Below are 12,976 nucleotides of genomic sequence, written 5' to 3' on the forward strand. Positions count from 1 at the left end.
GGCGCTGTGACCAATCGCACCGCTCATCGACCTTAATCCGCCTCCGTGGCGGGTGGCACACTGAATCTCGTCAGACAAACCCGGGGACCCGGACGGGCCCCGAGGCGACACAGACGAAAGGGACGATGATGTCCGTATCCGATTCGGAAACCCCTGCCTACGGTGCGGCGCCCGCGGAGCCCAAGAAGGTGCGCAAGACGAGGGTGCAGCACCTGCAGCAGATGAAGGCCGACGGTGAACGCTGGGCGATGCTGACCGCCTACGACTATTCCTCGGCGCGACTGTTCGAAGAAGCGGGCATTCCCGTGCTGCTGGTCGGCGATTCCGCGGCCAACGTGGTGTACGGCTACGACACCACCGTGCCGATCACCGTGGACGAACTCATCCCGCTGGTGCGCGGGGTGGTGCGCGGCGCTCCGCACGCGCTGGTGGTGGCCGACCTGCCGTTCGGCACCTACGAGTCCTCCCCGCAGCAGGCGCTGGCGACGGCCACCCGGTTCATGAAGGAGGGCGGGGCGCACGCGGTGAAGCTGGAGGGCGGCGAGCGGGTCGCCGAGCAGATCGCGGTGATCACGGCGGCGGGCATCCCGGTCATGGCGCACATCGGCTTCACCCCGCAGAGCGTCAACACCCTCGGCGGATTCCGGGTGCAAGGCCGTGGCGACGGCGCCGAGCAGCTGATCGCCGACGCCATCGCGGTGCAGGAGGCGGGCGCGTTCTCCGTGGTCATGGAGATGGTCCCGGCCGAACTGGCGGGGCAGGTCACCCGCAAGCTGACCATCCCGACCGTCGGCATCGGCGCCGGCGCCGACACCGACGCGCAGGTGCTGGTCTGGCAGGACATGGCGGGCTACACCAGCGGCAAGACCGCGAAGTTCGTCAAGCGGTTCGGCAACGTCGGCGACGAATTGCGCACCGCCGCGGCGGCCTACGCCGAGGAAGTGCGCCGGGGCACCTTCCCCGGGCCGGAGCACAGCTTCTGACCGGCGATTCCGCGACGACCGGCCGGGCGGCGCGCGCCCCTGTCACGCTGCTCGGCCAACCGCTGGAGCCGCTGGTGCGCTGGGCGCGCACGGCGCTGCACGCCAGGAACATCGAGATCACCGGCGCGGCGGTCGAAAGGAAACGGCGAGCGTGGTCGCTGCTGGCCCGCATCCCCACCGACGCGGGAAGCATGTGGGTGAAGGCCAACGCACGCGCCTTCGCGCACGAGGGCCCGCTGTTGCGCCTGCTGGCCCGCCTGCGTCCCGGCAGCGTGCTGGAGCCGCTCGCGGTGCACGCGGACAACGGCTGGCTACTCAGTCCCGACGGCGGCGCCACCGCAGGTGATTCCGGCGACGGATGGGCCGCCCTCGTCCGTCACTACGCCGATCTCCAGCACTCGCTCATCACCCACGTGGCGGATCTGCGAGCCACCGGCACCCCTTACCTTCCACCAAGCGAATTACTCGGCGTCTACCGGCATTTCGAGTCGCGGGCGCCCGGCCTGGGCGCCCGCATCGAAGCGGCCGCCGCGGCACTGACCGAGTCCGGCAGACTCAGCATCGAACACAACGACCTGCACCCGGGCAACGTCTTCGCGCGCGATCCCGGCCCAGGCCTGCTGTTCGACTGGGGTGACGCGGTGATCACCCATCCATTCCTGTCCCACCGCCTGCTGCACAGCCCCCATCGCGCGGAGTACTTCGCCCGCTGGCGGCAACTGGAGCGAATACCCGAAGCCGAGATCGCCGCAGCCGAACGCCTGGCCCCTCTGGTCGCGCTGCACCCGTGGCGAACCGTGGAGAACGCCGAGCCCGCCTTCGACCGCGTCCGCCGAGACCTGCTCGATGAGCTACGCGCACACTTCGGCTGACCCACGTTGATACACTGGCATATATCCGTATATCAAGGGAGGTGCGGAGCATGACGCGGACCATAGTCGATCTCGACGACGGCGCGCTGGCGCTCGCTCAGCAGCAGCTGGGCACGCGAACCAAGCGCGACACGATCAATCGGGCACTGGCCATCGCGGCGGGCCTGACGGCGGACGATCGCGCCCGCGGACTGGCCTGGTTGCAGGCCAATGCCGAGGACATCCTGGACTTCGATGTGCTGGCAGCCGAAGAGCAGTCCCAGCGGTGACCTATCTCGCCGACACCTCGGCCGTGTGGCGACTGCTTCGCGGCCAGGTGGACGATCCATGGCCCCGCCGGGTGGCGCAAGGACTCGTCGCGATCTGCCCGCCGGTCGAAGCCGAGCTCATGGTATCCGTCCGATCGGGCAAGGATTTCGAACCGTTCTTCGCGGTTCTCGGACGCACGTTCGCGTGGTACCCCGCGCCGGACGATCCCTGGCGTCACGTGCTGGCGGTGCAGCGTGATCTGGTCCGCATCGGCCATCATCGCGGGCCGTCACCGATGGACATCGTCATCGCGCTCACCGCGCTCGAGCACCGCCTGACGCTGCTGCACGCGGACGCGGACTACGACTCGATCGCGAAAGTACGGCCGGAACTCCCGCTGATCCGCGTCGACCGAGAGACCTGAGGCCCGACGAACGTTGTGGCCCGGCGAGTGTGGCGACCCGCTCGACGAGCTACGCGCGCACTTCGGCTGACCTATTCCCACCGGCAACGGCCGGTTCGGGCCGGGCGGCGGAATCAATGGCAGACTCGATGCCGACAATCCCGACACGACCAGAGGTACCCATGCCGTACAGCCGTTGGATTTCACGCAGCACCCTGCTGGTGGCGGGCGCTCTCGCCGCCGCGGCGTTGACCGCTTGCGGCAGCGACTCGGGTCCGGCGCCGACCGGGAGCTCGAGCTCCACCACGGTGTCGGCCACCGCCGCGCCCGGGACGACGTCCGGCCGCGTCACGACGACGAGCCCGGAGATCTCCGACGCGGCCGCGACCCAGCTGTGCGACATGATCCGGCCCGAGCTGTCCAATTGGCGGATCCAGGGCGGCACCCTCGGCAAGATCGGGCTGAACGCCTTGGTGCACGAGTGGGCGCTGCGCAACGGCGGCATCAACGGCGCGGTGCTGGCCGACAAGCCGATCGTCGACCGCGTCACCATCAAGGCCTGTCCGGACGTGCGCCAGCAGGCCGTGGAGGCGCTCGGTATCCCCGACCTGGCCTCTGGCCTGGCGTTCTGAGCCGGGCGGCCGGATGCGTACCCTCTATCCCGAGATCGAGCCGCACGTGTCCGGCATGCTGGCGGTCGGCGACGGCCAGTCGGTCTACTGGGAAGTCAGCGGCAATCCGGCAGGCAAGCCGGTGGTGTTCCTGCACGGCGGCCCCGGCGGCGGCACCGCCCCGTTCCATCGGCGCTTCTTCGATCCGGCCGCCTACCGGATCGTGCTGTTCGACCAGCGTGGGTGCGGCCGCTCCACCCCGCACCTGGCCGACGGCGCGAGCCTGGAGCACAACACCACCGATCACCTGATCTCCGACATCGAGGCGCTGCGCGAACATCTCGGCATCGATCGCTGGCAGGTGTTCGGCGGCTCCTGGGGTTCCACGCTCGCGCTGGCCTACGCGCAGCGCTACCCCGGCCGCGTCACCGAACTGGTGCTGCGCGGCATCTTCCTGTTGCGCCGCAAGGAAATCGACTGGTACTACAACGGCGCCGCCGGCTACGTCTATCCGGACGAGTGGGAGAAGTTCCTCGCGCCGGTGCCGGAGCAGGAGCGCGATCAGGATCTGGTCGAGGTCTACCACCGCCTGCTGCACTCGGCCGACGAACAGATCGCCCGCGCGGCGGCGATCGCCTGGTCCAGCTGGGAGGGCGCGACGAGTTCGCTGCTGCCGCATCCGGATCGGGTGGCCGAGACATCGGAGCCGCGATTCGCGCTGGCGTTCGCCAGGATCGAGAATCACTATTTCCGCCACGGCGGATTCCTCGAAGAGGGTCAGCTGCTGCGTGACATCGGCGCCATCGCGCACATCCCGGCCGTGATCGTGCAGGGCCGCCACGACATCGTCTGCCCCGCGGTGAGCGCGTGGGAACTGCACCGGGCCTGGCCCGGCTCGGTCCTGCACATCGTCGACGACGCGGGGCACGCCGCGAACGAGCCGGGCATCACCCATCGCTTGGTCGAGGCCACCGACCGATTCGCGAGAGCGGAAGCGGGCACGGTGATCACGGCCGGGGGCGCTTTCGTGGCGGCGTTGCGCGAGGACATCGACCGGCTCCTGGCCGCGGAGCCCGAGGTCCGCGCCGACGCGGAGGACTCGGTTCATCAGATGCGGGTGGCCACCCGCAGGCTGCGCAGCGTGCTGCGGTCCTACCGCAAACTGCTCGCAGGCAAGCCCGCCGCCGCGATGCGCGCGGAGCTGAAGTGGCTGGCCGGATTGCTCGGCGAAGCGCGCGACGCGGAGGTGCGCGCCGACCGGTTCGCCACGCTGCTGGCCGATCACGCCGAGCGGGCCGATCCGGCGGAGTTCGACGCCGTCACCGCACGTCTGGTGGAGGCCGAACGACAGCACTATCGCACGGCGCACGACGAGGTGCTGGCCGCGTTGGACAGCACCCGCTACCGCGAGCTGCGCGAAGAACTGGCCGGATGGCGCACCGACCCGCCGCTGCGCCCCGCCCGCGCCGAGGCGGCGGCCCCTGACGTCTTCCGGGAAGTGCTGCGACGCGACCTCGACCGCGTGGAATCCCTGATCCGCGCCGAAGCCACCGTCGACCCGCGCGAACGGGTGGAACTGCTGCACGAGATCCGCAAGAGCGCCAAGCGGCTGCGCTACGCGTCCGAGGCGGCCGAGCAGGTGCTCGGCGACGAGGCCGCCGATCGCGGCGACCGCGCCAAGAAGCTACAGACCGTGCTCGGCGACCACCGCGACGCGGTGGAATCGCACCACGCGATCCTGGACCGGGCGAGCGAAGCCGTGACGGCGGGCGAGAACGCCGATCTGTACGAACTCCTCGCGGCGGCGGAGGAGGCGGCGGCCGGGCGCGAGCTGAGCCGCTACCCGGCCACCGCCGCCGCGCTGTTCGGGACGGCCGTCACGGAGTGATCCGTCCCGCGGGGCGTTGACGACCACACTTCCCCTCGGCACGACGACCTGGTCCCTGTCGGCAGGACGACCAGACTCCCGCGGAGGCCGGGGAGCAGGTGCCCCTGCGGCATCCACTCATCGGCACGCTTACGAAGCGGGGTCGTGAACCGCGAGTAGGTGCCACTGAGCGTGAGGGCGTGTCGCCGCGCCCGTTCACGCGGGGTAGGTGAAGGACACCTTCCGCTCCCTCGGGTCGGCGGACAACAGCCGCACCCGTACGGTCTCGCCTTCCGGCGGTTCTCCCACGCACGGGCCGAGCACCGGCGGGTCGGCGACGAAGACCACGGCGGGCCGGTCGCCGTTGGCCTCGCGCACCACGACGGCGTCGAACACGGTGCCGATACGCGGCGCGAGCAGGGTCGATTCGGTGAGATCGATGCAGGCGCGCTCGATCTTGCCCGCGACGCTGTCGCTGCGCCGCATGGCCTCGGCCGCGCTCACCAGCCCCTCGCGCACCCAGCGCGGCACCTCGGCTCCCGCACAGGCGGCCAGGCAGATCTCGGTCGCGAACCGGTCCGACAACCGCCGCAGCGGGGCGGTGACGTGCGCGTACGGCGCGCCGATGGCGCTGTGCCGCAGCGCTTCCGGCGCGTACGGCGCCGTTGCCGAGCCGTCGAGGACGGTGTAGCTCGCGCCGCGCAGCAGCGTCGTCGCCTCGGACATCAGCACCAGCGCCGCGGGCGTGCCGGTGTCCAGCCGGGCCAGCATCTGCCCGACCGCTTCGTTCTCGGGCCAGTCCACGCCCAGCGCCTGCGCGGTCCTGCGCATCGATTCGATCGCGGATTCCGACGGCGGCGGCATGGTGCGCAGCAGCGCGATCCGCTCCTGCCCCGCCGCCGCGCCGTCGAGCATGATCCGCGCCGCGCACATGCCGGTCAGCAGCGAGACCTGCTCGTTCCAGTCGTCGGCGGCGGTGCGCGGTTCCACCACCAGTCGCCAGTGCCCGTCGGCGTGCTCGTCCCCGACCACGTTCTGCGCGGGCAACCGAAGCCCGATCGCACCGCGCGCCAGCCCCGCCTCGATGCGCCGCGTGCCGAACTCCGGCAGGGCCGCGATCGAGGGATGCAGCCGACCGGCGTCCGCGTCGGCCTGCACGCGGGAGTAGTCGAGCCGGGCGCGGGAGCGCACCAGGGCGCGGACCACCGAGAACCGTACCGGTTCGGCGTTCTCGTCGAGTTCGATCGTCCACAGCGCGGCCGGACGCGTCCGGTCCGGAAGCAGGCTGGCGGACCCTTCCGACAAAGCGAGCGGGTGCAGCGGCACGGAGCCGTCGGGAAGGTAGAAGGTCTGGCCCCTGGCGCCGGACTCTTTGGCGAGCGCGCCGTCGGGAGAGATCACAGCGCCCACGTCGGCGATGGCGTAGTGCACCGTGAAGCCGCCGTGGGTGCGTTCGATGTGCAGGGCCTGGTCCAGATCCATGGCCCCGGGCGGGTCGATCGTCACGAACGGGATGTCCGTGCGATCGACCCGGTCGCCCGCGAACGCGTCCACCGCGTCGCGGGCTTCGGCGCTGGCCTCGGCGGGGTACGCCGAGGCCAGGCCGAACTCGGACCGGATGGCGCCGAAATCGACCGGCGCCGACACGATCCGCTGGTGGAGTTCCACGCTTCGGCGCCGCGTCCTACTGCAGCGCCAGCATGGAGCCGTTCAACTGGTCGAACGGCCCGTACACGGTGAAGGTGACCCGGCCGTTCGGCACCGAGGACGACACCTGGGCCGCCGCGTCCAGCGCCTCGCCGAAGGAGGCGGCGGACGGATGCGGCAACCCGGCGATAGCCAGTCCGACATGATTCTGGTGCACCCATACCGTGTCGGCGGGACTCAGGTCGACCTGAACCCCACCCGGCAGCGGGGTCACCGCGACCGCGCCGGCGGACCCCGCACCCAGCACCGCGAAAACCGAAGCGGCGCCTGCGACCAATGCGCCGGCGACCATGGAGCGAACTACTCGCATATGTGTTGAGACCTGCTTTCCCGCGATCGAAGTATGAATAGCCCGGTGCTGCCCCGCACCGGGCCTAGCCAACGGCGACTACTTTATGACGTCGATCACCATCTGGGCCAGTTCCGCACGAATCGGACGGCGGAAAGTCCCGCCACGAGACACGACCGCGGCGGCGCTGCTAACGTGGCCCGCCGTGACGGGCGTGGTTCCGCCCGCGCATTTGGAAAATGTCCCGCACGTCGACAATTTGGGAGCTCCATACCTATGTCATCGATTTTGTTCGACTACCTGCTGCCGGTGCTGGGCCCCGAGCAGGCCGCGTACTGGGCGCAGGTTTTCGTGATCAACCCGATCTGACCGCCCGATTCTTTCTCCCACTGCTCGTCGCCTCCCGTTAACCTGACGGGAGGCGACGGTGGTCCCAGGCGGCTAGCATCCCGCTGCGTGACCAGAACTTCCGCCGCGCTCGCGGCCAGAACCACCGCCGCGCTCGCGGCAGGCGCCACCCTCTTCGCCCTGCTCCTCACCGGTTGCGGGGACGACAAGACCAGCGATGCCACCCCGTCGACCACCACGGCGGCACAGGCCGCCGCCCACGTCGACAGCGTGAAGGCGGGCGCGTTCCTCGTCAGCTTCCGCGGCGCGTTCCCCAAGCTGGCCGAAGGCAAGGACGACGCGAAGATCGCGAGCATCCTGACCGAGACCTGCGGGGACATCAAAGCGGGCAAATCCGAGGACGACGTCGTCAAGAACATCGTCAAGCGGGCGGGCGGCGCCACCCAGCCCAGTACCGAGGAAGCCAAGGCGATCTACCAAATGGCCAAACTGATGTGCTGACGGCTCCGCCGGGGGCGGGCGGACGAGTTGGTCTGTAAGCCGGATCCTGTCCCCGGCGCGGGGCCGGGGGGCGGCCATCCATCTGGGCACACCGTCACCGGGTGCCTCGAGCGGTCCACCCGCAGGCTCGGGCGAGCAGCCCTCGAACACCTGCGCAGCCGCACCGGCTACGGTGCGGCCTTCGACCTTGCTCCGGGCGGGGTTTACCGAGCCGCCCCGGTCACCCGGGGCGCTGGTGCGCTCTTACCGCACCGTTTCACCCTCACCGCACGACCCTCGGGCCGTGGGCGGTCTGTTTTCTGTGGCACTGTCCCGCGAGTCACCCCGGGTTGCCGTTAGCAACCGCCCTGCTCTGTGGAGTCCGGACTTTCCTCGGCGCCGGGCGGCGGCACAACCGTGCCCGTTCCCGATGCCGCGGCCGCCCGACCAACTCGTCCGCCAGAACAGGATACTGGGTACGGTTGATGGCCATGGAACGTGTCGAGGTCGGCTTCCCCTCCGGAAGCGAACAGTGCGCGGCGTGGCTATACCGCCCGGACGGCGCACCCAAACCCCGCCCGCTAGTGGTGATGGGACACGGCCTGGGGGCCAATCGGGAAATGGGACTGGATCGGTACGCGCGGCGCTTCGCGGCCGCGGGAATGGCGGTCCTGGTATTCGACTATCGGCATTTCGGCGCAAGTCAGGGCACACCGCGCCAGTTGCTGAACATCGCGCGCCAGCGCGCGGACTGGCATGCCGCCATCGCCTACGCCCGCACGTTGCGCGGTATCGACGCGACCCGGATCGCGTTGTGGGGCACGTCGTTCGGCGGGGGGCACGTGCTTTCGGTCGCACCGGACGACGCCTACATCGCGGCGGTGGTCGCGCAGGTCCCGTTCACCAGCGGCTTGTCATCGGCCTTGGCGAAGGGGCCGATCAGCCTGATCAAGGTCAGCACCATCGCGGCCACCGACCTGGTGCTCGGAACGCTGCGGCGCAAGCCGGTCGGCATCCGGCTGGCCGGACGCCGCGGCGCCGCGGCGCTGATGAGCGCGCCCGACGTGCCGGACGGCTTCCGCAGGCTGACCGACGAGAGCGAGACATATGAGCCGAAAGTGGCCGCGCGCGTGGCTTTCTCGACCCTTTTCGACGCGCCGTGGCGACGGGCGAAGGCCCTGAAGATGCCGGTGCTGTACGCGCTGTGCGACGACGATTCCGTCGCGCCGGTGAAATCGGCGCTGCGCGCGGCCGAACGCACCAAGCACGCGGTGGTGAAACGGTATCCGGCGGGGCATTTCGACATCTATTTCGACGAGGTCTTCGAGAAGACCGTGTACGACCAGACCGAATTCCTGGTGTCGGTGCTGCGGCCGTAAGGCGTTTCGCGGCCCGGCCCGGCGGCCGGGCCGCCCATATCGAACTCGCGGCGCGTTGCGCTCCGCCGCCGGTTGAGGCCCGTTCGAGTCGACGGAATCGGCCGATGCTGTCACGATGACGCGGATGATTGTCAGGCTTGCGCGAGAGGACGACCTCGCCGGTTTTCTCGAACTGGCGGGGCAGGTCGAGCACTGGTTCGGCGCGGGGGCCGACGATGCCGGCTTTCGCGCCTCGGTGCTGCGGCACGTGCAGCGCGGTACGGCGCTCGTCGCCCGGTCGGCGGGGGCGGAGATACTCGGCGGCATCCTGTTCGGCTCCGACCCGCCGATCTACCGGGTGCACTGGCTGGTCGTCGCGGAACAGGCTCGCGGGCACGGGATCGGCCGGGCGCTGACCACGGACGCGATCCGCCGGTACGTGCCCGCCCCCGGCACGCTCGAGGTGGTGACCTTCGGAGCCGACCATCCCGGCGCGGTCACCAGTGGTGCCCGCGCGTTCTACGAGAACCTGGGCTTCCATCCCGCGGAAGAAACCGATCCCGGGCCGGAGGGCGGGTCGCGGCAGATCTACCGGCGCCGCGTGTGAGGCTGGTCAGCCTCGGCGGAACGCGCGCCAGAAGATGAAAGCCAGCACCGAGGCGGGAATCGCGGCGAGCACGGGCTTGTCGCGGAGCGTCTCCAGAAGCGTGCGGCCCGTGTGGGCAACCGGTCCTGGGATCCCCGCCGCGCCACGCTCGGCGGCGGTGGCGGCTTCCGCCTCCACCTGCTCGGCACGCTCGGTGGCGCGTCGAACCGACTCCGCTATCGGCGTCTCCTGCTCACTCCCGGCTTCGGCGGCATGCCCCGTGGATTCCGGCTCCGCATCTCCCGCCGCGCGCGCGGCGTCACCCGCCTTCTTCTCGCTCCGCGCCGAGCTCACCGTTTCCGTCCCCTCGTTCCCGGCGGCACTGTGCGCCTGCGCCACGGTATCGGCGGTCGTCGGACGCTGCGAGCCACCAGGCGTGCTGCTCGTCTGCGCACCCGATTCCGGAATCCGCTCCGAGGACGACGTTTCCGCCGCACCAGCGGCCCCACCTGCCTGCGGGGCCGCGCCGGTCGAAGTCTGTGCCGAAGACACCTTCTCCCCCGTATCAGGCGCAGCGCCCGCCTGAGCGGTCGCGCCGGTCTCCGCCGCATCGGGCGCGCTGCCCGCCTGCGGGGCCGTACCGGTCGGAACCCTGCCCGAAGACACCGTCTCGGCCGCACCAGCCGCACCGCCCGCCTGGGGGGCCGCGCCGGTCGCAGTATCCGCCGAAGACACCGTCTCCGCCGCATCGGGCGCGCTGCCCGCCTGCGGGGCCGTACCGGTCGGAACCTTCCCCGAAGACACCGTCTCCGCCGCGTCGGCGATGCCGCCCGCCTGCACGGACGCGTCTTGCGATGCCCGCGCCGCGCTCGGCGGTTCGGTTGCTCCCGCGCCGCCGCCGCTGGACGTACCCGCCGCGCGCTGGTCGGCTGCCGGTTTCCCGTTGGCCCCGTGCTCCGCGCCCTCCGACGGCTGCCCGGTTCCGGCCGAGACGTCGGTGGCGCCGGGCAGGTCGTCGGTCCCCTTGTCCGTCGGTTTGCGCTGGTTCATGGCTTTCTCCTGTGCTGGGCCTCGCGGTTACGGAACGGATGTCTCGGATGCCGTCGCGGCCCGGATACCCTGCGGATCAGCAGGCAAACCGGGCCGCCATGCCATCTCGAATTCCCGGCGCGGGTCGCCGGGGCCCATCGGCCCGCTCACCCCGGTCCGCACGAACCCGTTGCGCAGATACAGTCGCTCGGCGAAGGCATTGTGCTCGGCGACTTCCAAACGGACGACCGCGTGCCCACGCTCGACCGCCCAGTCGAGCACCGCGGCGACCAGCCGGTCCGACACGCCCGTCCCCCGCGCCCGCGGCGCCACCCACATCGAGATGAGGTGTACGCCACCGCGTTCCGGGTCCGGCATGCCCGCGACGGTCCCCACTGCGGTCCCGTCCGCCTCGGCCAGGAACTGGGCCCGGTCCGACAGCGCGCGCCGCCAGTCGCTTTCGGTGCGGGCCCGCGCCTCGGCCAGGGTGGTGCCGAAGAACTCCGGCGCGTCGGTCAGCGCGGCGAGGCGGACCCGGCGGAACACCGCCCAGTCATCGGGCACGAGCAACCTGATCCCGGGCATGGAGACGTCCATCCGCATGTTCCTACGCGGTCGACGACTCCGGCACAACGTATTTCGGGTGTCGCGGTCGAGGGCGGGAGGCCTGCCCACCCACCCGCGACTGATCCCCATGTCCTGGAACGCGCCGTTCTGCCAGCCGCATCACCACCCACGGCGACACCAGCACGGGACCCCGCTGATTCACCATCACCCTCCACATCGGCTCAGCGGAACCGGATCGTCGTGATCCCGGGCTGGGGGCGGGTCGTCATCGAGCACGCTGCTCACCGAGCCCGCGCAGCCCGGCGAACTCCAGCCCGGCGAAGGTCGCCACCGCCGCCGCGCCTGCGAGCAGGAACGCGACGCCCGGCCCCGTCAACGCGAAGAACCCCGAACCGGCCAGACCGATCATCCCGGCCGCCGAGAGCGCGTTGACGACGACCACCACGCCCGCGTAGCGCGCTGCGGCCGCCGGACGCCGGGCGATCGACAGCAACACGAGCGCACCGCCGAGCATGACGACGCCGAACGCGACGCTCCACCCTGTCGGCACCCCCAGCGGCTCACGCAGCAGCCGGGCCCCGCCGAGCAGTACCGCGCCGAAGACGCCGGTGCTCCAGCCGTCGACGCGCAACGCGGAACGCAGGAACGTGGCGCGGCGGGCCGAGGTGGTGGATGTCATGAGTACTCCAGTCGGTCGATCCGGCGGGGCCGGTCGGCTCCCGGCAACAACCCTGCTGGCCGGAGGTGCGTGTCTCAATAACCTCGGAGGTCATGGCCGCACCGCACTGCGGGATGCTTCACTGGCCGGGTGACATCGGTGCGAACACCGTCGAGAGCGGGCATCCTGCTGCGGGAATGGCGGCAACGGCGCAGGTTGAGCCAACTCGACTTGGCGCTGGCGGCGGACACCTCGGCGCGGCACCTGTCCTATGTGGAGACCGGCCGCGCCGCGCCGAGCCGGGCGATGGTGCTGCGGTTGTGCGACACGCTGGAGGTGCCGCTGCGCGAACGCAACACGCTGCTCGTCGCGGCGGGTTTCGCCCCGGCCTACCGGGAGAGCAGCCTCGACGACGCCCATCTCGCATCGGTGCGCACCGCGCTGGAGACCATGCTCACCGCGCACGAACCGTACCCTGCGGTGGTCATCGACCGGCTGTGGAACGTCGTCGTGGGCAACGCGGCGATGAGCGTGCTGATGGACGGCGTCCCCGGGCACGTGCGCGCGCCCCGGCCCAACGTCTACCGGCTGGTGCTGCATCCGGACGGCCTCTCGGCCCGATTGGCCAACCTCGCCCAGGTGCGCGAATTGTTCCTGGAGCGGCTGGGCAGGCAGGTCAGCGCGAGCGGGGACGCGGAACTGGCCGCGCTGTACGACGAGGTCTCCGGCTATCCCGATCCACCGGAGGCGGACGCCGCGGCGGCCGAGACCGCCACGCCGGCGGGCCCGTTCGAGGTGCCGATCCGGATCCGCACCCCGGCGGGTGAGCTGTCGATGTTCAGCACGATGGCCACCTTCGGCGCTCCGGCCGACGTGACGCTGTCGGAGCTGGCCATCGAATTGTTCTACCCCCTCGACGACTTCACCGCGGCCGCGCTGCGCTGGGCGGCCACGGCGAAGGCGTGAACG

The 12,976-nt window shown here is 70.8% G+C and carries 15 protein-coding genes, 1 other RNA gene and 1 pseudogene; 11 read left to right on the forward strand and 6 right to left on the reverse strand.

Annotation, left to right across the window (positions count from 1 at the left end; genetic code table 11):
• Nucleotides 1-128: 128 nt before the first annotated feature.
• From panB to NB3_RS36145, 7 genes and pseudogenes are all read left to right on the forward strand, one after another.
• Nucleotides 129-983, forward strand: a complete 855-nt coding sequence (gene panB / locus NB3_RS11505) for a 3-methyl-2-oxobutanoate hydroxymethyltransferase (RefSeq protein ID WP_067801334.1) — start codon at nt 129-131, stop codon at nt 981-983.
• A 74-nt stretch (nt 984-1,057) separates the two neighbouring features.
• Nucleotides 1,058-1,855: a phosphotransferase gene (locus NB3_RS11510; protein WP_067800836.1), complete on the forward strand. Its 798-nt coding sequence runs from the start codon at nt 1,058-1,060 to the stop codon at nt 1,853-1,855.
• A 50-nt stretch (nt 1,856-1,905) separates the two neighbouring features.
• Nucleotides 1,906-2,124 carry a hypothetical protein gene (locus NB3_RS11515; RefSeq protein ID WP_067800839.1) on the forward strand — a complete coding sequence of 73 codons (219 nt, stop codon included), beginning with the start codon at nt 1,906-1,908 and terminating at the stop codon, nt 2,122-2,124.
• On the forward strand, nt 2,121-2,528 hold the full coding sequence (locus NB3_RS11520; protein WP_067800842.1) for a PIN domain nuclease: 408 nt from the start codon (nt 2,121-2,123) through the stop codon (nt 2,526-2,528). The genes NB3_RS11515 and NB3_RS11520 overlap by 4 nt, the downstream gene beginning before the upstream one ends.
• Before the next feature lie 161 nt (nt 2,529-2,689).
• Nucleotides 2,690-3,139: a hypothetical protein gene (locus NB3_RS11525; RefSeq protein WP_067800845.1), complete on the forward strand. Its 450-nt coding sequence runs from the start codon at nt 2,690-2,692 to the stop codon at nt 3,137-3,139.
• 13 nt (nt 3,140-3,152) lie between these two features.
• A pseudogene (pip, locus tag NB3_RS36140) lies at nt 3,153-4,100 on the forward strand (prolyl aminopeptidase); the annotation flags it as partial.
• A 45-nt stretch (nt 4,101-4,145) separates the two neighbouring features.
• Complete coding sequence (locus NB3_RS36145; protein ID WP_244891879.1) at nt 4,146-5,006, forward strand: CHAD domain-containing protein; 861 nt, start codon at nt 4,146-4,148, stop codon at nt 5,004-5,006.
• A 195-nt stretch (nt 5,007-5,201) separates the two neighbouring features.
• Here NB3_RS36145 and NB3_RS11535 read toward each other — a convergent pair whose 3' ends face one another.
• The gene (locus NB3_RS11535) at nt 5,202-6,653 is read right to left on the reverse strand and encodes an RNB domain-containing ribonuclease (RefSeq protein ID WP_067800848.1); all 1,452 of its coding nucleotides are present in this window, start codon (nt 6,651-6,653) and stop codon (nt 5,202-5,204) included.
• 16 nt (nt 6,654-6,669) lie between these two features.
• Nucleotides 6,670-7,002, reverse strand: coding sequence for a hypothetical protein (locus NB3_RS11540; protein WP_067800851.1), 333 nt, complete (start codon nt 7,000-7,002; stop codon nt 6,670-6,672).
• Between the two features lie 435 nt (nt 7,003-7,437).
• On the opposite strand from NB3_RS11540, the gene NB3_RS11545 reads away from it, so the two are divergent.
• Nucleotides 7,438-7,830 (forward strand): hypothetical protein, encoded by a 393-nt coding sequence (locus NB3_RS11545; protein ID WP_067800854.1) that lies wholly within the window; start codon nt 7,438-7,440, stop codon nt 7,828-7,830.
• A 19-nt stretch (nt 7,831-7,849) separates the two neighbouring features.
• Here NB3_RS11545 and rnpB read toward each other — a convergent pair.
• Nucleotides 7,850-8,264, reverse strand: an RNA gene (rnpB, locus tag NB3_RS11550) — RNase P RNA component class A.
• A 36-nt stretch (nt 8,265-8,300) separates the two neighbouring features.
• Between rnpB and NB3_RS11555 the strand changes: the two genes are divergently transcribed.
• The gene (locus NB3_RS11555; protein WP_067800857.1) at nt 8,301-9,188 is read left to right on the forward strand and encodes an alpha/beta hydrolase; all 888 of its coding nucleotides are present in this window, start codon (nt 8,301-8,303) and stop codon (nt 9,186-9,188) included.
• A 124-nt stretch (nt 9,189-9,312) separates the two neighbouring features.
• Nucleotides 9,313-9,774 carry a GNAT family N-acetyltransferase gene (locus NB3_RS11560; protein ID WP_067800858.1) on the forward strand — a complete coding sequence of 154 codons (462 nt, stop codon included), beginning with the start codon at nt 9,313-9,315 and terminating at the stop codon, nt 9,772-9,774.
• A gap of 6 nt (nt 9,775-9,780) precedes the next feature.
• On the opposite strand, the gene NB3_RS11565 is transcribed toward NB3_RS11560, so the two are convergent.
• The 3 genes from NB3_RS11565 to NB3_RS11575 form a co-directional block, all read right to left on the reverse strand.
• Entirely contained in the window at nt 9,781-10,803 is a 1,023-nt protein-coding gene (locus tag NB3_RS11565) for a hypothetical protein (RefSeq protein WP_067800861.1), read from the reverse strand.
• 27 nt (nt 10,804-10,830) lie between these two features.
• Nucleotides 10,831-11,379, reverse strand: a complete 549-nt coding sequence (locus NB3_RS11570; RefSeq protein ID WP_067800864.1) for a GNAT family N-acetyltransferase — start codon at nt 11,377-11,379, stop codon at nt 10,831-10,833.
• A 235-nt stretch (nt 11,380-11,614) separates the two neighbouring features.
• Nucleotides 11,615-12,028: a hypothetical protein gene (locus tag NB3_RS11575; protein ID WP_067800866.1), complete on the reverse strand. Its 414-nt coding sequence runs from the start codon at nt 12,026-12,028 to the stop codon at nt 11,615-11,617.
• A gap of 129 nt (nt 12,029-12,157) precedes the next feature.
• Here NB3_RS11575 and NB3_RS11580 point away from each other — a divergent pair, with 129 nt between their 5' ends.
• Complete coding sequence (locus NB3_RS11580) at nt 12,158-12,973, forward strand: helix-turn-helix domain-containing protein (RefSeq protein WP_067800869.1); 816 nt, start codon at nt 12,158-12,160, stop codon at nt 12,971-12,973.
• Nucleotides 12,974-12,976: the final 3 nt, after the last annotated feature.

Source organism: Nocardia beijingensis NBRC 16342, assembly GCF_001612785.1.
Classification (GTDB): Bacteria; Actinomycetota; Actinomycetes; order Mycobacteriales; family Mycobacteriaceae; genus Nocardia; species Nocardia beijingensis.